This is a genomic window from Nocardia coffeae (genome assembly GCF_019890715.1).
GTDB classification, from domain to species: Bacteria; Actinomycetota; Actinomycetes; order Mycobacteriales; family Mycobacteriaceae; genus Nocardia; species Nocardia jiangxiensis.
This window is the reverse complement of sequence record NZ_JAINZY010000001.1, coordinates 1,150,374-1,173,397: the sequence shown is the minus strand read 5'-3', so window position 1 is coordinate 1,173,397 and position 23,024 is coordinate 1,150,374. Positions and strand designations below refer to the sequence as shown.

General features: G+C 65.7%; 19 protein-coding genes and 1 tRNA gene. 4 read left to right on the top strand and 16 right to left on the bottom strand.

Features of this window, described 5'->3' with window-relative positions; all coding sequences use genetic code 11:
- Positions 1-177 precede the first annotated feature (177 nt).
- Positions 178-1,527 carry an alpha/beta hydrolase gene (locus K7711_RS05000; protein WP_222965232.1) on the bottom strand — a complete coding sequence of 450 codons (1,350 nt, stop codon included), beginning with the start codon at positions 1,525-1,527 and terminating at the stop codon, positions 178-180.
- 9 nt (positions 1,528-1,536) lie between these two features.
- Positions 1,537-3,186 (bottom strand): glycoside hydrolase 5 family protein, encoded by a 1,650-nt coding sequence (locus tag K7711_RS04995; RefSeq protein ID WP_222965230.1) that lies wholly within the window; start codon positions 3,184-3,186, stop codon positions 1,537-1,539.
- A gap of 306 nt (positions 3,187-3,492) precedes the next feature.
- On the opposite strand from K7711_RS04995, the gene K7711_RS04990 reads away from it, so the two are divergent.
- Positions 3,493-4,377: an oxidoreductase gene (locus K7711_RS04990; RefSeq protein ID WP_222965228.1), complete on the top strand. Its 885-nt coding sequence runs from the start codon at positions 3,493-3,495 to the stop codon at positions 4,375-4,377.
- On the opposite strand, the gene K7711_RS04985 is transcribed toward K7711_RS04990, so the two are convergent.
- Genes K7711_RS04985 through K7711_RS04975 form a run of 3 tightly spaced genes read right to left on the bottom strand, consistent with a single transcriptional unit; the run spans position 4,378 to position 7,952 of the window.
- Positions 4,378-5,376: an LLM class flavin-dependent oxidoreductase gene (locus K7711_RS04985; protein ID WP_222965226.1), complete on the bottom strand. Its 999-nt coding sequence runs from the start codon at positions 5,374-5,376 to the stop codon at positions 4,378-4,380. It abuts the gene before it with no gap.
- A 3-nt stretch (positions 5,377-5,379) separates the two neighbouring features.
- Positions 5,380-6,810 carry an MFS transporter gene (locus K7711_RS04980; RefSeq protein WP_222965225.1) on the bottom strand — a complete coding sequence of 477 codons (1,431 nt, stop codon included), beginning with the start codon at positions 6,808-6,810 and terminating at the stop codon, positions 5,380-5,382.
- Between the two features lie 2 nt (positions 6,811-6,812).
- Entirely contained in the window at positions 6,813-7,952 is a 1,140-nt protein-coding gene (locus K7711_RS04975) for an acyl-CoA dehydrogenase family protein (protein WP_222965223.1), read from the bottom strand.
- A gap of 863 nt (positions 7,953-8,815) precedes the next feature.
- Between K7711_RS04975 and K7711_RS04970 the strand changes: the two genes are divergently transcribed.
- On the top strand, positions 8,816-9,580 hold the full coding sequence (locus K7711_RS04970; protein ID WP_222965221.1) for a hypothetical protein: 765 nt from the start codon (positions 8,816-8,818) through the stop codon (positions 9,578-9,580).
- 104 nt (positions 9,581-9,684) lie between these two features.
- Here the strand turns inward: K7711_RS04970 and K7711_RS04965 are convergent, their stop codons facing one another.
- The 3 genes from K7711_RS04965 to K7711_RS04955 form a co-directional block, all read right to left on the bottom strand.
- Positions 9,685-10,215 carry a class IV adenylate cyclase gene (locus tag K7711_RS04965; RefSeq protein ID WP_222965219.1) on the bottom strand — a complete coding sequence of 177 codons (531 nt, stop codon included), beginning with the start codon at positions 10,213-10,215 and terminating at the stop codon, positions 9,685-9,687.
- Between the two features lie 34 nt (positions 10,216-10,249).
- The gene (locus tag K7711_RS04960) at positions 10,250-11,332 is read right to left on the bottom strand and encodes a radical SAM protein (RefSeq protein ID WP_222965217.1); all 1,083 of its coding nucleotides are present in this window, start codon (positions 11,330-11,332) and stop codon (positions 10,250-10,252) included.
- 95 nt (positions 11,333-11,427) lie between these two features.
- Positions 11,428-11,682: a hypothetical protein gene (locus tag K7711_RS04955; protein WP_222965215.1), complete on the bottom strand. Its 255-nt coding sequence runs from the start codon at positions 11,680-11,682 to the stop codon at positions 11,428-11,430.
- A 1,014-nt stretch (positions 11,683-12,696) separates the two neighbouring features.
- On the opposite strand from K7711_RS04955, the gene K7711_RS04950 reads away from it, so the two are divergent.
- Positions 12,697-13,950, top strand: a complete 1,254-nt coding sequence (locus K7711_RS04950) for a helix-turn-helix domain-containing protein (protein ID WP_222965213.1) — start codon at positions 12,697-12,699, stop codon at positions 13,948-13,950.
- A 410-nt stretch (positions 13,951-14,360) separates the two neighbouring features.
- On the opposite strand, the gene K7711_RS04945 is transcribed toward K7711_RS04950, so the two are convergent.
- From K7711_RS04945 to K7711_RS04930, 5 genes are all read right to left on the bottom strand, one after another.
- Positions 14,361-14,436 (bottom strand) — tRNA-Thr (locus K7711_RS04945).
- 200 nt (positions 14,437-14,636) lie between these two features.
- Positions 14,637-15,863, bottom strand: a complete 1,227-nt coding sequence (locus K7711_RS04940; protein WP_222965211.1) for a cytochrome P450 — start codon at positions 15,861-15,863, stop codon at positions 14,637-14,639.
- 22 nt (positions 15,864-15,885) lie between these two features.
- Complete coding sequence (locus K7711_RS04935; RefSeq protein WP_222965209.1) at positions 15,886-16,071, bottom strand: ferredoxin; 186 nt, start codon at positions 16,069-16,071, stop codon at positions 15,886-15,888.
- Positions 16,072-16,074: 3 nt separating this feature from the next.
- Positions 16,075-16,197 (bottom strand): hypothetical protein, encoded by a 123-nt coding sequence (locus K7711_RS48330; protein WP_268929153.1) that lies wholly within the window; start codon positions 16,195-16,197, stop codon positions 16,075-16,077.
- Between the two features lie 151 nt (positions 16,198-16,348).
- Positions 16,349-16,984 carry a DUF4097 family beta strand repeat-containing protein gene (locus K7711_RS04930; protein ID WP_222965207.1) on the bottom strand — a complete coding sequence of 212 codons (636 nt, stop codon included), beginning with the start codon at positions 16,982-16,984 and terminating at the stop codon, positions 16,349-16,351.
- A gap of 231 nt (positions 16,985-17,215) precedes the next feature.
- Here K7711_RS04930 and K7711_RS04925 point away from each other — a divergent pair, with 231 nt between their 5' ends.
- Positions 17,216-20,416, top strand: a complete 3,201-nt coding sequence (locus tag K7711_RS04925) for an AfsR/SARP family transcriptional regulator (RefSeq protein ID WP_222965205.1) — start codon at positions 17,216-17,218, stop codon at positions 20,414-20,416.
- Here the strand turns inward: K7711_RS04925 and K7711_RS04920 are convergent.
- The 3 genes from K7711_RS04920 to uppS all read right to left on the bottom strand — a co-directional run bounded on the left by K7711_RS04920 (position 20,400) and on the right by uppS (position 22,975).
- A complete protein-coding gene (locus K7711_RS04920; RefSeq protein ID WP_222965203.1) occupies positions 20,400-21,161 on the bottom strand; it encodes an ABC transporter permease in 762 nt (253 codons plus the stop codon). The genes K7711_RS04925 and K7711_RS04920 overlap by 17 nt on opposite strands.
- Positions 21,158-22,099, bottom strand: coding sequence for an ATP-binding cassette domain-containing protein (locus K7711_RS04915; RefSeq protein ID WP_222965200.1), 942 nt, complete (start codon positions 22,097-22,099; stop codon positions 21,158-21,160). Before K7711_RS04915 ends, K7711_RS04920 begins: the two co-directional genes overlap by 4 nt.
- A gap of 99 nt (positions 22,100-22,198) precedes the next feature.
- Positions 22,199-22,975: a polyprenyl diphosphate synthase gene (uppS, locus tag K7711_RS04910; RefSeq protein ID WP_222965198.1), complete on the bottom strand. Its 777-nt coding sequence runs from the start codon at positions 22,973-22,975 to the stop codon at positions 22,199-22,201.
- Positions 22,976-23,024: the final 49 nt, after the last annotated feature.

Genomic DNA, 23,024 nt, shown 5'->3' with positions numbered 1-23,024 from the left:
TCGCCCTCGACTGTTCGGCGCAGACGGTTGATCGGTGGTGAGCGCTGCCGCGTCCGCTGATCTGCTGTGCACCGAGTTCGCCAGTGGTGCGGCCGTTTGGTTCCGCTATGGCTTGTCAGGTGGGCGTCCGCCGGTGGCGTGTGCCGTGCTGCCCGGGGCGAGCAGCACGCGGGTGGGTCAGATGTGTTCGGCGATGGCGATGGTGGCGGTTTCGGCGTGCTGGGCGATGAGGGTGTCGATGTCCGGTTGGTTGGTGGTGAGGGCACCGAGGGAGACGGGGATGGTGAGCCGGCCGTCGCGGGCGGCGTGGATGGTTTGGCTCTTCTTGCCGAGGGAGGTGGTGGTCGTGACCTGGTAGGCGGCGCCGGAGCGGTAGCGGGTGGAGGTGACGACTGTCGCGGAAGTTGTTGCGTTCAAGGTGAATCCGTTACGGGTGACGCCGCTGAGGGTGGTGAATGCCGGGCTGTTGCGGTTCACCGTGACCTGATATCCGTATGCGTCGAACCGCGGTTCCGCGGCGGTGAAGGTGAACGGTTCGGGCTGCGCGGGCGGGTGCGCGAAGGTGGCCATCAGGCCTGGCAGGTACTGGGTCAGGTCGCGCCGCCAGTACGACCAGGAGTGCGAACCGCCGCCGTAGTCGTGCCATTCATGGGCGATACCCAGGGAATTCAGCCGGTTGTGCATGCTGACGCTCTGCGGGTGGACGTCCTTGCCCTCGGTGCCGTCGTAGGTCTTGTTGAACGGTCCCGGATTGCCGTTGCCGGTGTACAACTCGAGATGCATCCCGCGCAGATTCGCGGCCAGATCCCACGGATTGTGTGCGCGCCAACGGATTTCCTGGGTGGAGCGGGGACCCCAAAGGCTTCCCGGGACGGGGTTGTCCAGGTAGGCGAGCATCTCGTCGGTGGTGACGGCCTGTGGATCGTTGGAGTCCAGGGCGCCGGAAAACGATGCGGCGGAGACGAATCGGTCGGGATGCCGGGCGGCGTAGCTCATCGCACCGAATCCGCCCATGGAGAAACCGGCGACCGCGTGGCCGCGACGTCCGGACACGGTGCTGTAATGCGCGTCGATCCAGGGCAGCAGCTGGCCGATGTGGTAGCTCTCCCAGCGCGGATTGCCGCCGTGGCCGTTGTTGTACCAGTCGCTGTAGAACCCGCCCTTACCGGAATCGGGCATGACGAGGATCACCGGCGTGTTGCCCACGATCGCCTCGGCGTTGCCCTTGGCCGGGTCGGTCCAGTCGCGAGCCTGCGGTGCGGCATTGCAGCAACCTTCGAGCAGCAGCAGCACCGGATAGCGCCGGGCAGACGAATAGCCCTGCGGTAGCAGCACTCTCACATAAGTGGGGGCGTTCAGGTCGGGGGTGGTGAACACCAGTTCGTGCAGGCGCGCATTGATCGCTATGTCGGAGCGCAGCGTCAGCCCGCCGTTGGGGGCGGGCGCGGCCGTCGCGGGCCCGGTCAGGGACAGCGCCGCACATATTCCGGCGAGCAGCACGGCACACCGAATCTTGAACCGGGACATGGATTTCCTTCACTCCGATTTGCTAAGTGTGTGGCCGCGGGCATTGCGGCGGCAGTCGCTCCCGGCGGGAGCCGATGGTGTTCCTTCGACGCCGTCGAGGTTGTCACCGATGACCCGATAGCAGCGCGCGGCGTGCGGATCGGTGTCCTGCCAGCCGTCGGCGGCATCGGTGGTGCAGTGGTCGCACACCGTTGTCCAAATACCCTGGGAAAGGCGTTGAATCGAATAGTTCGGCGCACCGGCCGAGCCCTCGAACAGTACCTTGCCCTCGGTGGTGGAGGTGATGATCGGCGCGGGGACCCGGCGATGCGGCGGCGGTACCGGATATCCGGACATCGCGTAGGCGTGGGTGCGCAAGTGCTGTGCGCGCGTTGACATGTCGGCTGCGGTGTGGGAGGCGGTGGTGCGGCCGGTGTAGTAGAGGGCCCACCAGTTGCCGTCCTCACCCCATTCGCAGGTGGGCGAGCAGTGGGCGTCGGCGGGGATGGGCTGCCAGCCGTGGCCTTCGGCGTGCGCGGAAAGCGCCCAGAAGTTGTCACCGGCGATGTGCGGGTCTGATTCCAGGCCGGTGAGGAAATCGCCCAGTGCACCGGTGGTGAGAAAATCTGTTCTGTCCCAGCCGAATTCGATCGCGCTGAACGCTTTTCCGGCTGCGGCGACCTGAGCGGCGGTGTCGTGCAGCTTCCCGGCGTTGCCGTCGATGCGGTTGCCGCCGGAGATGATCGGCAGCCAGTGCGGGTAGTACTCCGCCGCGTAGACGTCGACATTGGGCAGCCGCAGCGCGCCGTCGGTGACGAATCCGTCGCCGCCGCCCAGGCTGATGTTGATGAACAGCTGCCGGGAGTCGATCGAGCGGAAGTAGTCCGAGACGGTGCGCAGCCAGCCCTCGGTGACCGGGGCAGGTGCGCCGTCGAGCAGGTCGAGATTGTTGCCGTCGACCCAGCCGGTGAACGTCGGATCGTCCTTGTAGGCGAGTCCGGTCAGCGGATTCACATGCTCCAGTACGGCTTTCATGTGCCGCTGGTAGTCGCCGATGATGGCCGGGTCGGTGAAGAACGCCTGCCCGCAGTCGGGTCGATGCCGCCAGGTGCAATACCAGTCGTGGCTGTCGGCGGACGGGGAGTTCTGGTTCGGGGCGGGTGCGCCGTTGGCGTCGCCGGAGAATTCGCCGATCAGTTTGATCCTGTGCGCGCGGGCCGCGGCCACGACCTTGTCCATATGCGCGAAGGCGGCCGGATTGAATTGTCCCAGTGCGGGTTCCAGGCAGGACGGGCAGCCGATCGTATCGCCGAGAGTCTGCGCTCGAAGGACGGTCGCGCCCATATCCCGGGCGGTGGTGAATACGTCGTCGATCTCGTAGTCGCTCGGATAGCGTTCGCTGCCCAGCGGAGTGGTGGGTGCGGGGTTGGGGCCGTAGTTCTCGAGGCCCAGCCATTCGACGTTCGCGCCGGAGAATCGGAACGGGTGACCGGCCACGGTGAGTGCGGATCGGTCCCGCTGGACGAAGGCGTTGCGGAACTGGTCGAGCGGAACGCCTGCCACCGGTGTTACTTGCGAATTCGCGGTGCGGATCGGATCGGCGTGCGCCGTGGTGAAGCTCGATGACACGATCGCGCCCAGTGTCGCCACGGCTGCGATGAGCATGCGCCGTCTGCGCACCGGATCTCCTTTCGCTACATCCCGCAGAAATGTAACGTGCATCGAATCCGTATGCCACTGGCCGTCACCGACGCGCCACGCTCGCCGAGGCGGTGAACGTCTCGCCGAGAGCGCAGGAAACTCGCTACCGAACCTTCATATCCCGACGACAGGTCTGTGGTCCGGTTCGTGGTGAGGGGTTTCACTGCGTCGGGCCAAGGCATGGCGGGGTGAGTTGCCTAACCTCGGTAGACGATCTGTCCGAGACACAAGGGTCTGCCCGGCTGGTCGCGCGGTCGGGACTACTCGAGGGAGAGGATGTTGTCGATGAATCCAACCGTCGCCGTTGTGGGTCCGGGGGCGATCGGCACGACCGTGACGGCGGCGCTGCACGAGGTCGGCCGGACGCCGTGGATCTGTGGTCGGACCGCGCGTGACCACCTCGAGTTGCAGGTGGAGGAGGGCCGGGTCGTCGTGCCGGGGCCGGTGCAGATCGACCCGGCACAGGTCGACGGGGCGGTCGACCTCGTTTTCCTCGCCGTCAAGTCGACGCAGGTGGAGGCGGCGGCATCATGGTTGAAGGCATTGTGCGGCCCGGACACGGTCGTCTGTGTTCTCCAGAACGGCGTCGAGCAGGAAACGATTGTCGGGCCGTATGTCTGCGGTGCTCGGGTCATCCCCTCGGTGGTGTGGTTCCCCGCTCAGACACAGTCCGACGGTTCGGTGTGGTTGCGTGGCGAGGCGCGCCTGACCCTGCCGGACACATCGGCGTCACGTGTGGTGGTCGAGACTCTGCGCGGCACACGGTGCTCGGTCGAGCTGGCCGGGGACTTCAAGTCCGTGGCGTGGCGCAAGCTGTTGCAGAACGCGGTCGCCGGATTGATGGTTCTGACGGGTCGTCGCTCCGGGATGTTCGCCAGGGGCGATATCGCCGAACTGTCCCTGGCTTATCTCCGGGAGTGTCTCGAGGTTGCCCGAGCCGACGGCGCGGCGCTGAGCGATGACGTGCCGCAGGAGATTGTCGACGGGTTTCGGGCTTACCCAGCCGATATGGGCACTTCCATCCTCGCCGACCGTGAGGCCGATCGGCCGCTCGAATGGGACGTGCGCAACGGTGTCGTGCTGCGTCGCGGACGGGCCCACGGTATCCCGACGCCGATCAGCGATCTGGTGGTGCCGCTGCTCGCCGCCGCGAGCGATGGACCTGGCTGATCATGGCGTCGCCGAACGCAGTGCCGGAATGACCGTGCGTCCCAGTTCCGCAAGTGCGGCAAGGGGATCCGGGCCGAGGGGTGGGCCGAACGAAATATGTCGGGCACCGAGTTCGCGCAACTCGAAACACCCCTCGATCACCTCCTCGGGAGAACCGACGACGGCGAGACGCATCATCCGGTCGTCGATGAATTCCACGGCCTTTCCGAGATCCCCTGCGCGAGCGTATCTTCCGGCTTCGTGGAAGTCGGAGGGGCGTAGACCCGCCGGGGCCAGATGGTCCGGGGAGAAGGACTGGCCGTAGTAGGCGAGTTTCTCGGCCAGTGCCCGGCGCGCTGCGTCGCGTTCGCCGACCGATACCCAGATGCAGGCCGGTAGATCGAATGCGGCGCTGTCGCGGTCGGCGTCGCGCAGGCCGCTGTGGATATCGGCGCTGACCTTGCCGAACAGGTCCGGGCAGGGCAGCAGGGGGAGTGCTCCGTCGGCGATCCGGCCGGACAGTCGGCGCATCTGTGGTCCCGTCGCGCCGATGTATACCGGTACCGGACTCGTCGGCGGGAAACGAAGTGCGGACGAGCCGCTCCACCAGTCCGGCAGGTCTTCTTCGGCTATGTCGTTGTGCCCCAACAGGGCTCGCAACGCTGTCACCGACTGTCGCACCGTTGTCATCGGGCGTCGGCGCTCGAGTCCGGCCCAGCCGAGGAAGTCGGTCGCGCCCGCGCTCACTCCGAGGGCGAATCTGCCGCCGGAGACCTCCTGGGCGGTGGCGGCCGCCATCGCGATCTCGGTGGTGTGCACCGTGTACGGATTCATGATGCCGATGCCGAGGTGGATGCGTTCGGTCCGTGCGGCGAGGGCTCCCATCAGCACCGGCGCGGAACGCAGCAGCAGATCGTGCGATACCCAGATCTGGTCCACCCCTGCCGCTTCGGCGGCCGAAACCAGTTGCAGGAGTTCGTCATAGGGCAGGTCGTTGTTGACGCGGATCGATATCTTCATCTCTCACCTGCTCGTTGCGGGAGTCGCGGGCCGGTCACCGAGTCGGCCGTGGAATCGTGCGGTGCCTGCCCGTCGGATGAGGTATGCGGCCACCGCACAGCTCAGCGCGGCGATGATCAACGCGCGAGAGGAACCGGTTGCCGACGGGGCGGTCGCCGCCCCTGCCACACCGAGCACGGCGACGCCGATCACGCTGCCGACCTGGCGGGACACCGTCAGCAGAGCCGATGCCGCACCGGCGCGGCCGGTGGACGCGACGCGCAGCATATCCGCTGTCGCAGAGGCGATCGCGAGGTCGACGCCGAGACCAACGAAGAACGACGATCCGGCCGTGAGTTCCAGCGTGTGAGTCCATACGCCCGTTGCCATGACGAGCATTCCGCCCGAGATGACCAGCAGTCCGGTGAGCATGGCGATGCGATATGAGGAGCGCTGGGCGATCCAACTGCCGCACGGTGAACCGAACACCGCCCCGATCGCTTCGACCGTGATCACGAGACTGGTTTGCAGGGGCGAGAATCCCTCGACTCGCTGGAGAAATCCGGCCGTCAGGAAGAGTTGTCCGTAGAAACCGAAGTTGACCACGAATGCCACTGTTGTGGCGGCGCGGGCGTCCGCGCGGCGCAAAAGTGCCAGTTGCAGTGCGGGGCTGGGGTATCGGCGTTCGACGACGGTGAAGCCCACGGCGAGCACCAGACCGACCGCCATGAGCACCGGACCCGTGAGCGAATCCGTACTCGATGCTCCCCACTCGATCACACCTGCCACGAAGGATGTCAGGGCGGCGAGAAATACGCCCTGGCTCAACAGGTTCAGCCGGTTGTGCACGGTCGGCGCTTCGCGCAGGCACAGTCCGGACAGGGCGAGTGTGAGGACGGCGACGGCCAGATTCATCCAGAACAGACTTCGCCAGCCGAAGGCGGAGACGAGCGCGCCACTACAGACGAGTCCCGCGACCGCGGCGGCGCTGCCGGCCGTCGTCCAGATGACCACCGCGCGAGCCTGATGCCGGTCGTCGGTATAGCTGGATTTGATCAATGCCAGGGAGCCGGGCATCACCGCTGCCGCACCGATTCCTTGCAGCGCCCGGCCGATGATGAGCAGTCCACCCGAGTCGGCGACCGCGCATAATGCCGAGCCTGCGGCGATCAGCACGGTTCCGTTCAGGTACACGCGTCGGGCGCCCCACCGGTCGGCGAGTGAGCCACCGATGAGCAGTAACGCTGTGAAGGCCACCATGTAGGCGTCCACGATCCAGAGTGCGACGTCCGCGCCGATGCCGAGTTGCTGTTGCATCTGCGGCAGGCCCACCGTGACGACGGTGTTGTCGAAGGTCACCAGGGAGAAGCCGAGGCACAGCGCGACCAGTGTCCAGCTGGATGCTCGGGGTGGTGCGGGGGACGGTGGCGCGAGTACCGCTGGAGCAGGCCCCACCGTCACAGGTCCTTGGCTGCCGTGGAAGTGAGGTGATGCGCGCCGACGAGTTGTCGTCCGCGGGCCGCGACCAGGGCGTGGCGGGCGATCACCACGGTGTCGCGCCAGCATCCCTCGAGTCCGTTGCGCCGGTGGATCGCCGCGGAACCACCGGCCTCGAACAGGTCGCGGCACACCTCCTGCGCGGTATCGACCATCTGACAGCAGGCCGAGCGCAGCAGCGCCACCTGCTCGGTGGGAACCTCGCCGACCTGCGCGCTGGACCACGCGAGCGTCGTGGCGCTGTCGAGCAACGCCGCCGCGGCCTGCACACGTCCGTGCGCGCGGGCGTACGCCGCCTGCGCGACAGGTTGTTCGGCGAGCGGTCCGGCCCCGTAACGAGTGCGGGTGGTAACGGCCAGGTTCGCGAAGGCAGCGAGCGCACGGTCCGCGGTCGCCCGCGCGACCTCCGCGATGCACCCGGCCAACAGGCCGTAGAGCGGGTACCGGAACATCGGCGCGTCGATGTTCGTCGGTGCGGTCAGGTCGACGCTGTGCCCGCTCGGCACCACGGTGTCGCAGCCGAGGGTGTAGGACGCGCTACCACGCAAACCCAATGCGTCCCAGTCCTTTTCGATAACCAATGCCGACGGCGGAACCAACCACCACCGGGTGCCCGGGACTCCGTCCGGTCCCGTCGCGGGAGCCGCGAGCGCCGCCAGGGTCATCGATGGCGCACCGGTGACCAGCGGCCAGCGCCCCCGCAGCCGAACCCGCGTGCCGTGCCGGACGGCGGTGCCGACAGGTACCGACGAGCCGCCGATCACCAGGTGACGGTCGGTGAAATCGCCTGCGACAGAAGGGGACAGGCGAGACAGGAACGCCCCGGCCGGACCGTTGATCGCAGCCACCCACCCGGTGGCCGGATCGGCGACGGAAACCTCGCGCACCGCCTCCAACAGCTGCGGCACCGACCACTCCAGCCCACCGAACTGCTTCGGCAACGCGGCACGCGGCAGCGCGGAATCCTCCAGCTCCTGCCACACCTTCGGATGCAACGTCCCGTATCTGTCCCCGAACTCTCGGTGTGCCTCCGCGGCCCGGCAGAGCTCCTGCACCGCTACGGCCCCGGCATCGGCGGGAGGTGTGCTGAATGTGGTCATCCGCTCTCCATCGCGAAAACGTCCGCGCTACCTGGGCGGCAGCGCTCGATGTAGTTCTTCGGCGGGTTCAATATGCCACAGTTTGGTGGTACATACCACAGAATGATGTGTCATAGTTTTGTGGAATGTTCCCAGGGGGTGGGGGTGGTACTGGGGATGGTTCGTATGCGCGGGTCTGTGCGATCCGGCCTGAGTTGTGGCCCGGCAGTGTGAGCGTGGCCGGTGAGTGTCGATCGGGCTGTGGCGCAGGGCGCTGCATGGATAGGGGTGTACGCACGTTGCCGCCGACAGAGGTGGGCAGCACTCGCGGAACCGTGCACCCGCCGGACTCGAACCCTGGATCTTCTGATTGGTTCGGGTGTATGTGGTTGTCCGAGGAAGTTCGGCGAAGCTGTTGTACAGCAACAGGTTACGACCAAAGCCATTCGGGAGAGTGCGCCACAATCCGGGTTTGTATGCGGACGTTTGTACGGCAAAAGTAACGGCTGCTCATGCCGGGATCCGGACCGTCGCACCCAGAGTTCAACCAGAACATGGTGGAGCTGATGCTGTCATGAGCGACGGGTTTCAAGATTGCCGCTCTCGATGTTTGCTGGCGTTGGTGATCGTGGTGCTGGATAGTAATGGGTGGCTGACCTGCTGAAACGGTCGTTTGGATCGTGGGTCGGAATCGGCCCGATTGTGTGCTGCTGCGGACTGCTGGCGATGGAGCCTGGAGGTGGGCCGCGGTTGTCGTCGGGGCTATGTCATGTGCTCGGTAACGGTTGCCTCCGATCTGCGATGGTCTGCTGAAGGCATAGCGGGAGCCGTGGCATGCCATTGAATAGTGGCGCGACCTCACAGCATGTTGAATGGAGGTAAGTGTGGAAGATCACAACCAATCTGAGGATGCAGTGGTTATTGTTCCGGTTGCCGATGCGGTTGGATTTACAGAAGTCGCAAATATCCAAGCTCGTGAGCCGTTGACTGCACAGCATCTTTGGGCTGCACTCCACTTTGCGCGATTATGCAAGGAGCGTGAAGCTAAGATTGTTCATGAGGGGAATGGGAATCCAGATTTTCCACATAGATCGTACGCCATGGCTGCTGTGAAGTTTTCAGTCTCGTTCTTGGAATCGCTCGTGAACGATTTGTATAGCGACGCAGCGGATCCGTATATGTCTGTGAACGGGCGCATGAAAATCTTTGCGCCTGAAGTGGTTTCGGATCTCGCCACCGCCTGGAACGACACGGAAGTGAGCGGGTCCGAGAAACGCCTTCAATTATTTGACAAGTATCAACGATCTCTTTTGCTGACAGGTGCGACGGAGTTCGCCAGAGGGGACGGCGTCTACAGTGAGGCGGCTGATCTGGTTTTCCTTCGGAATGAGCTGGTTCATTTCAAGGTAAGTTGGCAAAAGGTTGGGGCGAAACAGAATGAAGCGAGTGATATCGAGAGGCGGCTCAAGCCGAGGTTTAAGGTGAACACGCAGCGGATCGGGGCTCCGTGGTTTCCGAACAAGTGTTTGGGTGCGGACTGTGCACGATGGGCTTGCGAGGCAGCCGCAGACTTTGCCGACGAGTGGCTTAATCGATTGGCGCTTCCGCAGGACTACAAACAGGCAGTTCAGGATCTCGGCACCCCCTGATGAGAGACCTGCCTCTCCGGCGAGTTGCCGCAAGCAAAGCCCCGTGTTCGAATCCCTGGACACTGGGCTCTGCTGGTCTGGCTACATGGCGGGCGGGGGATTACTCAGAACCGAAGCTCGCGAACGGTGTTGAGGTCGATGCCGTGGCGGGCGTAGATCTTGATCGTGTTCTCGCCGGTTAGGTCGGATTCGGCGTAGCCGAGTTGCGCGGCGATCTGGATGACTTCCTGCTTCGTGGCGGCTTCGATCTCCAGGTACGGCGGGATTCGGGGCCAGGTGTCGATTTCGAGTTGTGCGCCGTCGAGAGTGAAGCTGATTCGCTTGGTTTCCTGGTAGGACTTTGCCGTGAAGCCCAGCAGCTCGAGGAGTTCGTTGGTGGCGGCGAAATCGTCGACGCTCACCTCTATCTCGTGGGTGCCGTCGATGGCATCGCTGGTGATGTGTTTGACCGCGAGTGTGATGCCGTTTCCGTTGTCGCGCAGTCTGATCCACTTGGATTCATCGCCGGGGGTGATGTCGTAGACGTAGCGGCGCATGAACCGCTGGCCGAGTTTGCGACCTCCCTTGTCGATGATGTGGCGTTCGGTGGCATCGGGGTCGATGTCGAGGATCTTGGCTTCGTGCTCTATTGGCATGTGGCTCCTGTCGTGGCTCGGGCAACTATTGAACCTATCCAGCGCGCCTGGTGGTTAGCTGGTGATACTCGGTGTCGCGCAGAGTGAGAATTTCGCGGCGGAGTGGGCTGGTCAGGAAGTCGGACAGTGGCATACACAAGTCCATGCGCTGGATGCAGACGCCGACCTGGAAGCCGGCGGTCCGGTCGTAGTACAGCCTCACACCGTAGAAGCCCTCTTCGCAATCAGTGCCGTTGTTGAACCGGCATCCGGCGCATGTGCTGGGCAGCCGGACCGGGCGAATCTGTTTGAAGTGGATCCGCCGACCATCCGGTAGGCGGTAGATCGTGCGTGCGCCGGAGACTCCGGCTGTGATGTGGCGAGCTTCGGCGACTGCGCCACGGCCGGCAAGGATTCGTTCGATGGCGTCGATCGAAGTTGCGCCCCGGTCGAGCGAGTTGAGTAGCCGTACGGTCAGGTGCGGGGAGTATTCGTCGAGTAGGCGATGTACGCGCGGGGCATGACTGTGGTCGGGGACAACGATATTGGCGCTTGCCTTGACCTCAGTCGCCTCGCACGCTGCGATCGACCGTTTGAGTGCGTCGATCTTCCGTTGTGCCAGAGCAGGATTGCTGTAGCGAGCGTGCTGAACCTCGGCCAGTTCAGCTGCGGTGGTGCCGAAGATCGAGAAGTTCACCCGGTCCAGACCGGCTGCGGCGCAATCCGGGATCACCCGCTCGCCGCGCTCTCCGTTGGAGGTCATGCCGACCCGATAGCCGGCGTCGACGGCGATCCGAGTGAGGCGCGCGACGGCTGGATGCAAGGTCGGCTCGCCGCCGGTCAGGTGGAGTTCGGTCAGCTCCAACGCGTCACGGAGTGCGGCAATCGCGTGCCCGAACTCCTCGTTGTCGGGCATCGGCGCAGATAGAAAGGTCGCGCCGTTGGTTCCGGCGTAGATCGAGGCGCGTCCGCTGCTGCCTGATGCGACGAAATCTCCTGGAGGTCGGTGTCGGTTGTCGATCGTGACGGGCGTTCCTTCGTTGTGGCAGAACGTGCAAGTCAAGCCGCATGCGTCATGGATCTTCACGCGCAAAGTGGTGTCTTTGTGGATGTGGACAGGGATTCCGATACGGAACATGGCAGCCGTGCCCCCTTCGTTTCACTTGATGGATGGTGCCGATGGCAGCGGACCGCTGTCCGGCTTGACAGGCCACTGACATTCAGCGGCCACGATCATGGATTTCGGCTCGAATAGTGCTGCGGGGGAAGGAGTTCGGACCAGAATGCATGCCGGATGGCGTTCCACAACTGCTCCAACGCTGGATACTGTTCGCGCACTTGGGCAAGGTCGGGGAAGGGGTCTGGATCGAACGAGGCCACTACGGAGTCGTCGGACGTGTTGCTGATGCGCATGATTCCGACGATGTGACGGTCCAGTCGCCACATGGCTTGGAAGCCACCGGCTTCGGTGTGGTGGATGTTGTCCATGTCGGCCGCCGGTGCGGTTCACTCTCCACTGCGCAGAGGCAGGCGGGCACCGCCAGTTCGGGCATCCGCGTTCGGCTCGGTGAGTGCGTCGAGTACATCCAGGAGTGTTTCAATCCCGGGGCCGACTGCCGCCGGTGTCTCGTAATCGAGCGTAGGAAACGGTAGTCCGCGGGCGGCGGCCCGCTGGCGTGGTGTGCGAGTGGGCGGCACGAGCTTTCCTGCCTGAACGAGGCAGCCCAATGCGCTCGCCTTCAGCGGGCAGTTCGGGGCACTACATGCTATGTGCACCTGCATAATTCGATGCGACTCAACGACCGACAATCGATGGTCGGGGCGCGCATGGTGGGGGTCGAGGGAGCCTGGTTTCGCGGCTGCCCATGTGATCGGTGGACATACCGTTTCCAGATCGAATACCTCGCATACACGGGCCGGTGTGTTTCCGACGGTCTCGAGGTCGTAGACGATCAATGCGGCGGCCTGTACCCCTGTGGCGATCGCGAGGGCGTACTCGACCGGGTCGGTCTCACGCCTGACCGGTGGTCGCACCGTGTACAGATACCGATAGCCGAGTTGTTCGGCGTGACGGTGTATCCGGACGGCGTGTTCGGATGCATCCAGTCCGGAAATATCGGTGCGAACCAACCCGACTGCTGTCGGACGCTTCGGGTTGTCTCGACTCGGCCGGACACGGCGAGGCGAACGCTGTTGGCGCACAGGTATTTCGATGTCCATAAGGTCTATCGCTCCCTGCTCGATCCATTTGGATGGGGCACCCGCCGCCGGGGACTCTTGCTATCGATCAGCGGTTCGCAATTGGTCTGTCGATGTCGCGATCGGGCGATGACATCAACCCGGCGGCGGGGCTGAGGAAATGCTTTCGCCATGACACCGGACATTTCCGGACATGGGCCGGACAGGAACCGGCTGAATCAGCCATGACGGCGTCGAGCCCGGACGGAACCGGACAGGAACCGGCTACAGTGGCGGTCATTACTTCCGCCACAGGGGGCTGTGATGGCTATCGTCGCGATATGGACCGGGGAAGATTGCGCTGCGCTGCGTCGTGCCTACGGGATGAAGCAAGCCATGTTTGCGCACACTCTCGGTGTGGCGGAGCGGTCTGTCAGACGTTGGGAGAAGGGCGAGACGCCGGTCGGCGGTCTCGGTCAGGCCACCTACTCGACGATGCTCGCGAAGGCTCCGGAGGATGTCGCGGAACGGTTCGAGCAACTACGCCGAAGTGAGAGCGATATGAAGCGGCGAGAACTGTTGAAGGCCAGTGCCATAGGAGCGGGCGCGTTGGCGACGTTGGGTCTCGGGGATTCCGCCGAACGTGCTGCGTGGTTGTTGTCGGGGGCAGGCCGACCTGATGTTGCCGCAGTGTCGTTGGTGCGGTCGACGTTGCACCACGCGATGCAACTGGATGATTTGCTGGGTTCTCCTGCGGCACAAGGAATGGTCGTTGCGCAGCAGCAAGTCACGGGGGCGATGCTGCGAGACTGCCCGGCTGCGCTACGCCCCGAGGTTCTGTCGCTGTACGCCGAATGGACCGGGCTTGCAGGGTCTTTGGCGTGGGATGGGCAGGATTACTCGACTGCCGCACGGTTGTACACGCAGGCCCGGGAGAACGCACACGATGCCGAAGACTCCGATCTCGGCGCATATCTGCTGTGCCATCTGTCGCAGTTGGAGACCTGGCAACGTCGGCCGCGTATCGCGGTCGATTACGCGGTTGCTGCGCGTAGCTGGGTGATGCAATCGCAGGACTGCCATCTGCGGGCTTATGTCGCCATCCGCAATGCCGAAGCCGCCGCGATCGCCGCGCAGCGATCTGCGTGTTTGGAAGCTCTTGATGAGGCAGATGCCATGCTCGTCGGGGTCGAGCCGTGCCATCCGTCGCAGAGCCGGGCCTACTTCATGGGTGCGGGGATACAGGAGAGTTATCGCGGTAACTGCCTCGCGATTCTCGGCGACGCCGTGCATGCGGTCGCAGCATCCAGGCAGGCTCTGGCGACTATGCCGCCGAACTATGTTCGGGACCGCGCTGTCACGCTGCTCGAGCTGGAACGTGCGCTGATCCAGCTCGACGAGATCGAGGAAGCGGCGAGTGCCGTAGCCGAAGCGGCAGCTCTGGCAGAGCAGAATCGCTCCCCGAGGCTGGCGAGTGCGTTGGCCGAGGGGCGGCATCGTCTGTCGCCGTGGGCGGATACGCGGACGGTGAGGGAACTGGATGCCGTGCTCGCGCCTCGCGATATTCTGATCGCATGAGTACGGACCGCGAATCCGAGGTGATGTCGCGGCTGGAGCGCGCACACGCTCGCCTGGTGTCGACCGGTGAATTGGACGCGCGGGGCTCGCAGGGGCGGACTCCGCCGAGATCAGAGATATTCCGGAGAGCATCGGCCGAAATCCATGCGGCCGAGCAGGCACGTAATCGTTTGCTTGTGGACCTGGTCGGTGATGCCGAAACTGTGCCGGTCGAACTCGCGAAGCGCTTGGGTTTGACTGGTCGGGAGGCTGTGCACATCATCGACACAGCACGGAACGGAACTCAGCGAGTGCGTGAGCATGTGTTCGGGCGACTCTGGGTAGTCGGATAGCTATAGCTGGGGCCGACGATGGAGCTGCACGGGCAGTCACGGGAAACCGGCACCCGGTTGTTGAAACCGGGGCGGTGATGGAGCCGCCTAGGAGAATCGAACTCCTGACCTTTTCATTACGAGTGAAGCGCTCTACCGACTGAGCTAAGGCGGCGTACCTTTCGGCTGTGCGAGTCTATCGTCTTGGTGGCGGATCGCGAAAACGGGGAGGTCAGCGCAGGTTAGGCTGCGGCGTACGGCCAGTTCTCGGGCGGTGAGCGCTTCGACGGGGAGCAGCTCGGCGGTGCAATTTGTTGGCGCGGAGTTCAGAGCGGGGATCCTTCGGATCCACCGCCCTGAACTTGGCGTATCGGGTTATTCGGCTGTGTCGGTCCAGGTGACCGGCAGTTCGTGCACGCCGTAGATGTTCATGTCGGTGCGGAGCTTCACTTCTTCGGCGGGGATGGCCAGGGTGAGGGTGGGGAAGCGGCGGAGCAGGCCCTGGAATCCGGCGCGCATCTCGATGCGGGCCAGCTGCTGGCCTAGGCACTGGTGGACGCCGTGGCCGAAGGACAGGTGGCCGCGGGCCGTGCGGTGGATGTCCAGGGTGTCGGGGTTGTCGAAGCGGTGTGGGTCGTGGTTGGCGGCCAGCGTCGAGATGACGACGGTCGATCCCTTGGCGATCGTTTCGCCGGCGAGCTCGATGTCCTCGACGGCGTAGCGGTAGAGGATGTCGACGACGGACAGATAGCGCATGAGCTCCTCGACGGCGCCTGGCATCAGATCGGGGTCGTCGCGAAGTTCGGCGGCTTGCTCGGGGTGCTCCAGGAGCGCAAAGGTGCCCAGTCCCAACATGTTCGCGGTGGTTTCGTGGCCCGCGAGCAGCAGCAGGAAGGCGATGCCGGTGAGCTCCTCGATGGACAGGTCGTCCTGGCGGGCCAGGTCGGACAGAATGTCCTCGTCCGGGTCGGCGCGCTTGCTCATGACCAGTTCGGCGAGATAGGTGGTCAGCGCGCCGTACGCCGCCATCTTCTCCTCGATCGGCTGGTCCTTGACCAGGAACTTGGCCGAATTCGCCTGGAAGGTACCGCGATCCGCGTAGGGAACACCGAGCAGTTCGCAGATCACAAGCGAAGGCACCGGCAGCGCGAACTCCTCGACCAGGTCGACCGGCGGGGTCAGGCTCGCCAGGTGATCCAGCTGCCTCTCGACGACCTCGACGATGTGGTCCTCGAGTTGCTTCATGCGCCGGACGGTGAAGGCGCCGGTGAGCTTGCGCCGCAACCGGGTGTGGTCCGGCGGATCCATCGCGATGAATACGCCCGGGATCTGCGGGGACGGTTCCCGGTCGGCGGGCAGGTCGGGCAGGTCCTCCAGCGTGTGCAGAACACCGATGTCCTGGCGAGAGCTGAACCGGGTGTCGGCCATGAGCGCGCGCAGCGCCTCGTAACCGGTCACGATCCAGCCCTGGTGACCGTCGGGGAAGACGATGGGGCTGACGGGACGGGTCTCGCGCAGCCGCGTGGTGCCGCTGGGCGGGTTGAAGGGGCCCGCGTCGCGGTCGGTGGCGAGGCCGTGGGGGATCGAATCTGCTTGACTCATCGGGGTTTTCCTTACGTGACGATTATTCGACGATGGTGATCGCGCCGGACGGGCACACCCGGACGGCCTCGCGCACGGCCTCGGGCTCGGCCGGGTCGCGCAGCAGGACCACTCGGCCGTCCGTGGTGTCCTGGTCGAACGCTCCGGGGGCGGTCAGTACGCACATTCCGGCGCCGATACAGCGCTCCCGGTCCACCCTGAGTTCCATGGGTTACCCCTTCTCCCCGGCGACCGGGCGCGAGGGCGTGCGGCAGATGGCGAGCGCGTCGTTGCGGATCATCTTGTGCCCGTACGCTTTCCGCAGCCCGGTCGCCGCGACTGCTGAGCTGTTCATGGGAATACTGTCGCCGGGTCGGCTGACATCGGCCTGATACGGACCTGACATGCCGGATGGGGCGATGTTCGTCCTGCTCGAGGCTGTTTCCGGAGGGCGGGTGCCGACGCTGACGTGCGTCGCGCACCCGCCTGCGGAGGTGCCGGATGCACTAGGCGGCGGCGTGGTGGATGGTGATGTTGCCCATCGCGCTGCGCGCGTACACCTGCACGGTGTCGCCGTTGGCGTCCGCGACCGGTCCCAGCTGGTTCTGCACGTTGCCCTGCAGGGTGTTCGTCTGCACGTTCACCGCACTGCCCGGACGGATGCCGACCTCGAGTTCGCCCATGGAGGTCTCCAGCCGGATGTCTCCGCGGGCTGCCGCGCCGATGCGGATGTCGCCGCAGGAGGTCTTGGCGGTGACCGAGCCGAGCGGGCGGTCGACGAAGATGTCACCCGCGGCGATCTCCAGCCGGCATTCGCCGAATTCCCCGGTGCCCCGCAGTCGGCCCACTCCGGCGTTGCCCGTCAGCTGGGAGCCGGTGGGAACCTCGATGGTCACCTCGATGGTGGGGTTGCCGCCGAAGGGGGAGTAGGTACGCCAGTCCTTCGGGGTCGTCACGGTCAGGGTGCCCGCGGCGAAGTCGACCCGGGTCTGTGCGGCGGCGCGCACGTCGGCCTTCTTGGACTCGTCGGCGGGGTGGATCTGGACGACGGTGTCGGTGCGGTCCGAGGCGATCACGTTCACGGTCGCGGACAGGACATCGAGGACGACGGCGATCGGGTTCGGGGTCTGGAAGGTGTTCATGGCGTTTCTCCTTGTGCGAGTGGCGAATTCAGCCGGTGTGCTGGATCGCTGTGTTTCGTTGATGGCACTACTTTCGCCGGGGTGGCTGATACCGGCCTGACATCGTTCTGACATCCCCGCTGACACGGCGTTCGGCCTGGACCGCACGGTGTTCCGCCTGGTAGACCGCGGTTGCGTGGCCGCTGGAAAGCTGTCGGTGGACGATTTGCCCATTCACGGCAGAATGGCCGGGTGAAGATCGCATTGCTTGGACCGCTCGATATCCGAGCAGATGACGGTGGGGTGATCGAGGTACCGGGTGCGCGGTTGCGGGCGTTGCTGATCGCCCTGGCGCTCGAACCCGGCCGCGCGGTCCGGAAATCCACGCTGGTCGACTGGATTTGGGGCGAGCAGCCGCCCGCCGACGCGGCGAATGCGCTGCAGGCGCTGGTTTCCCGGCTGCGCCGGGTGCTGCCGGACGGGTCGCTCGATGTGCAGGCGGGCGGATATCGGCTGATCGTCGAGCCCCGTGCCGTCGATGCCGTGCGCTTCGAACAGCTGCTGGACCAGGCCGGTGGCGGTGGCGACGCGCATCGCGCCGAGCTGCTGCGCGAGGCCGTCGAGCTGTGGCGCGGCGCATTGATGCAGGACGTCGGTATCCAGGACAGCGAGGCCGTCGACGCGGTGATCACTCGGCTCGAGGGCTTGCGCCTGGCAGCCGCGGAGGATCTGTACGAGGCGGAGATCCGGCTCGGCCGGGGGCCGGAACTGATCGCCGAGCTGACCGAGCTGGTGGCCCGGAACCCGGTGCGGGAGCGGCTGGTTGCCGGGTTGATGCGGGCGCTGGGCGAGGCGGGGCGCGCCGCCGAGGCGCTGACCGTCTACCAGCGCGCGCGGGAGGCACTGGCCGACGAGCTGGGCGCGGACCCCTCACCGGAGCTGTCGGCGCTGCACGTCGCGCTGCTGCGCGGCGAGGTCGGTGCGCGGGAGGAGGCGGAACGCAGGACGAATCTGCGGGCCGAGCTCACCACGTTCATCGGCACATATGCCGACGTCGCGGCCGTGCGCGAGTTCATCTCGAACCATCGGCTCACCACCCTGACCGGTCCCGGTGGCTCGGGAAAGACCCGGCTGGCGCTCGAGACCGCGCGCAGCATGCTCGACGACCTGCCGGACGGGGCCTGGCTGGTGGAGCTGGTTTCCGTCGGCGCGACCGGTGACGTGGCGCAATCGGCACTGGCCGCGCTGGGACTGCGGGATGCGTTGCTCGCCGTACAACATGCGGAACCGATGGACCGGCTGGTCGCGGCGCTGCGTGAACGGGAAACGCTGCTGATCCTGGACAACTGCGAGCATGTGATCGATGCCGCGGCGGCTTTCGCCCACCGGGTGCTGGGAGAGTGTCGAAAGCTGCGGATCCTCGCGACGAGCCGGGAACCGCTCGGCATCACGGGTGAGGCGCTGTGGCAGGTCGAGCCGCTGACGTTGCCGGCCGAGGGCGCGAGCGTCGGCGAGATCGAATCCTCCCCGGCGGTGCAGCTGCTGCGGGATCGGGCCGGTGCTGTGCGCAAGGATCTCCCGGCCGATGCCCGCACGCTGTCGACGATGGTGCATGTCTGCCGGGCCCTGGACGGGATACCGCTGGCGATCGAGCTGGCCGCGGCCCGGCTGCGCACCATGTCCCTCGATCAGCTCGCCACTCGCCTCGATGATCGGTTCCGGCTGCTGACCGGCGGCAGCCGCACCGCGATACCGCAGCATCGGACGCTGCGCGCGGTCGTCGACTGGAGCTGGGAGCTGCTCACCGACGCCGAGCGGATGGTTCTGCGTCGGCTCGCGGTGTTCTCCGGTGGCGTGAGTCTGGCTGCGGCCGAGCAGGTTTGCGCGGGCGAGCACGCGGTGCAGGGGAATGTGAACGCGGCGGATGGATCCGAAGGGCAAGGGGGCGGGAGGATTACGGCGGTCGAGCAGTGGGAGGTGCTCGAATTACTGACCGCGCTGACCGAGAAATCCCTGCTGCTCATCGCGGATGACAGCGAGCCGCGCTATCGGATGCTCGAGACGATCCGCCAGTACGCCCAGGACAGGCTCGAGGAGGCCGGGGAATCGGAGCCGGCGCGCCGGGCGCATCTGGAGTATTTCACCGAGCTCGCCGAGGCCGCGGAGCCGAATCTGCGCCGCGCAGAGCAGATCCGGTGGCTCGCCACGCTCGAGGCCGAGCACGACAACATCGCGGTGGCGATGCGCGGCGGGCTCGCGGCCGGCGATGCGGGGGCGATACGGCTCGCGGCGGCCGCGGGCTGGTACTGGTGGCTCGGCGGGCACAAGGCCGAGGGCCTGGAGCTGATCACCGCGGCCGCCGACCTGCCCGGCGAGGTGGACGACGGGACGCGCGCCATGGTGTACGGCCTGGTCGTGCACTTCATGATGTCCGGGCCGACCGATGAGAGCCTGGCGCAGGAATGGATCCACAAGGCATACCGCTTCGGTCAGCACAGTCGGGCCCGCTATCCGCTGCTGGGGTTCGTCGCCGCGCTCGAACGCATGCTGCAGGGTCCGGACGCGCTGTTGACCGCGTTCGAACCGCTGCTCACCGACGACGACCCCTGGGTGCGTGCACTGGCCCGGTTGCAGCTGGGCAAGATGCGGACGATGGTCGGCCGGCAGGGGCGGGAGGCGGACGAGTACTTCGAGACGGCCCTGGCCGAGTTCCGGGCGATCGGCGAGCGTTGGGGCATTTTCTTCGCGTTGACCGAACTGGCGGATCGCATTGCGATGCGTGGCGAATTCGCCTCTGCGTGTGAGTATTTCGAGCAGGGGATCGCGGTGGTCACCGAGGTCGGCACGCTCGACGATGTCGTTCGATGCCGGTGGCGCCAGGCCCAATTATATTGGCTGCTCGGCGATTCGGAGGCGAGTGCGTTCGCGATGGCGGAGGCGCAGCGGTGCGCGGATCAGGCTGCTTGGCCGAGCGCGCTGGCCGGATTGGCCATGGCGAAGGCGGATCTGGCCCGCTGGAGCGGTGACGCGCCGGAGGCCCATCGGCAGATCGATACCGCGACAACCTTGTTCGGCAGCGACGTCGAGCAGGCGAGCGTCAGCGCGGAGATACACAGTCAGCTCGGCTATCTCGCCGAGGGGCTCGACGAGGCCCGCGCACACCACACCGCGGCCTTCCGGGCCGCCGCCGAGGCGGGATATGCGCCCTTCGTCGCCAGGGTGCTGGTCGGGATCGCGGATCTGGCCCTGCGCGCGGGCCGGGACGAGCAGGCCGCGCGGCTGCTCGCGGCGGGCGAGGAGGTTCGCGGACTCCCCGATCATTCCCAGCCGGACGTGGCCCGGATCGAGCAGGCAGCACGAAGTCGCCTCGGCGAAGAACGTTTCACCGAGGCGACGGGGGAGGGTGCGCAGGCGGACTGGCAGGAGCTGGCCGCGACTACACTCGCTTGTTGAAAGTGGCACGTGCCCACAGGTACCCGACGATGGCGAACCCGGCGCACCAGGCCAGCGCGGCCGCGGTGTATCCGCCGGAGGGGTGTCCGGTGAGAAAACCGCGCAGGGATTCGATGATCGGCGTGAAGGGCTGATACTGCGCGAACTGCCGCACGCCCTGTCCCATCTTGTCGGCGGGCACGATCGCGCTGCTCAGGAAGGGCAGCATGATCAGCGGCACGACGCTCATGCCCGCGGATTCCGGAGTCTTCGCCGCCATCCCGAGCGCGACCGTGAGCCAGGAGGCCGCGAACGATGTCGCGGCCACGATGCCGATCGCGCCAAGCCAGTCGAGTACTGTTGCTGGCGAACGGAATCCGAGCGCGAAGGCCATGCCGATGATGGCCGCGATGGCGACCACGTTGGTCGCGATGGTGGCCACGACGTGACCGATCAGGACCGCGTTGCGGGACACGTCCATCACCTTGAAGCGGTTGATGATCCCCTTGGCCATATCGGAACTCACCGATACCGCCGTGCCCGACAAGCCATAACTGATGGCCAGCAGGATCATTCCCGGCGTCGCGTAGTCGATGTAGTGCTCGCCGACGTCGAAAGCGCTACCGAACACGTACACGAAGATCAGCATCATCACGACCGGCATCAGGGCCGCGTTGAAGATCGTGACCGGAGTCCTGGTGATGTGTTTGACGTTGCGGCGCAACATGATCGAGGAATCCCCGAGTGGCGCTGTGATGGTGCTCATGATGCTGTGGCCTCCGTGGTCGCGTGACCGGTCAGGGAAAGGAAGACGTCGTCGAGATCGGGAGTGTGGACGGAGACCTCTTCGGCCTCGATCGCGGATTCGGCGAGCCGATCCAGCAGCAGCCGAAGGGATTTCGTGCCGCCGCTGTCGGGAACCCGCAGGGCCAGGGCCTCGTTGTCGCGGGTGGAGCCGGGCAGCGCCCGTGCGGCCGAATCCAATTCGCCGATCGTGGTGAACCGGAGCCGGATGTGGCTGCCGGGCATCTGGCGCTTGAGGTCGTCGGGGGTGCCCTCGGCGACGATGTGGCCCTGGTCGAGTACCGCGATCCGGTCGGCCAGCTGATCGGCCTCCTCGAGATATTGGGTGGTGAGGAAGATCGTCACGCCCTCGGAGGTCAGCTCCCGGACGATTTCCCACATCGTGCGTCGGCTGCGCGGATCCAGGCCCGTGGTCGGCTCGTCCAGGAAGACGATCTGCGGCCGGGTGACCAGCGTCATCGCCAGGTCCAGCTTCCGGCGCATCCCGCCGGAATAGGTCGAGGACCGCTTCTTGGCCGACCGGGCCAGATCGAATCGTTCCAGCAGCTCGCTGACGACGCGCTTGCGCTCGCCGCCCTTCAGGCGGTGCAGATCCGCCATCATCTGCAGGTTCTCCTCGCCCGTCAGCAGCTCGTCCACCGCCGCGAACTGTCCGGTCACGCCGATCGCAGCGCGCACCGCCTCGGGTGCGGTGGCCAGATCGTGCCCCGCGACGTGTGCCGTGCCGCCGTCCGCCTTCAACAGCGTGGTCAACACGTTCACCGTCGTCGTCTTGCCCGCCCCGTTCGGTCCGAGCAACGAAAAGATCGTTCCGGCACCGATACTCAGGTCGATGCCTTCGAGTACGGCCTTGTCGCCGTACGACTTCCGCAGCCCGGAGGCCGTGATTGCCATGTTCATGGGGATACTGTCGCCAGCCCGGCTGATATGGGCCTGATGTCGGCCTGACACGGCCCCTGACACGGGGTTCGAGCTGGTGATACGGCGCGCGGGGAGGGCTTATTTCCCGTAGCGGCGGTGGCGGCTGGCGTAGTTGCGGAGGGCGCGGAGGAAGTCGAGTTCGCGGAAGGCGGGCCAGTAGGCCTCGCAGAAATAGAGTTCGGCGTAGGCGGATTGCCAGAGCAGGAAGTTGGAGAGGCGTTGTTCGCCGCTGGTTCGGATCACCAGGTCGGGGTCGGGTTGGTTGGCGGTGTAGAGGTGGGCGGCCAGGTCCTCGGCGGTGAGGGTGTCGGCTATGTCGCCGAGAGATCTTCCCTGACTTGCGTTTTCGTAGAGCAGGTCGCGGAAGGCGTCGATGATCTCCTGGCGGCCGCCGTAGCCGATGGCGAGGGTGACGTGCGCGTCGGTGGTGCAGTCCCGGGTGGCTTCCATCGCGTTCTTCAGGGCGCGGGCGGTGGTGTCGGGCAGCACGTCCATCGAACCGGCGACATGCAGTTGCCAGCCGGAATCCGGGCGGCCCAGGCGGTCGGTGACCAGATCCTCGACGACCTGCATGAGGAAGTCGATCTCGTCGTTCCGGCGGTTCTGCAGATTCTCGGTGGAACACAGGAACACCGTGACGTGCCGGATGCCGAGGTTCTCACACCAGGCGAGCACGTTCTCCGCGTGCTCGGCGCCGTAGCGGTGGCCCAGCCGGGTGTCGGCCAGGCCCTTCTTGCGGGCCCAGCGGCGGTTGCCGTCCATGATCAGGCCGACGTGCCGGGGCAGTTCCGCTCCGGCGAGTTGACCTCTGAGCCTGCGGGTGTACACCTCGTACACGGGATTGGCGATCCGCAAAAGTCGGTCCTTACTCCTGGGCCCGAATCGGAACGTCGGGCAACCGCGA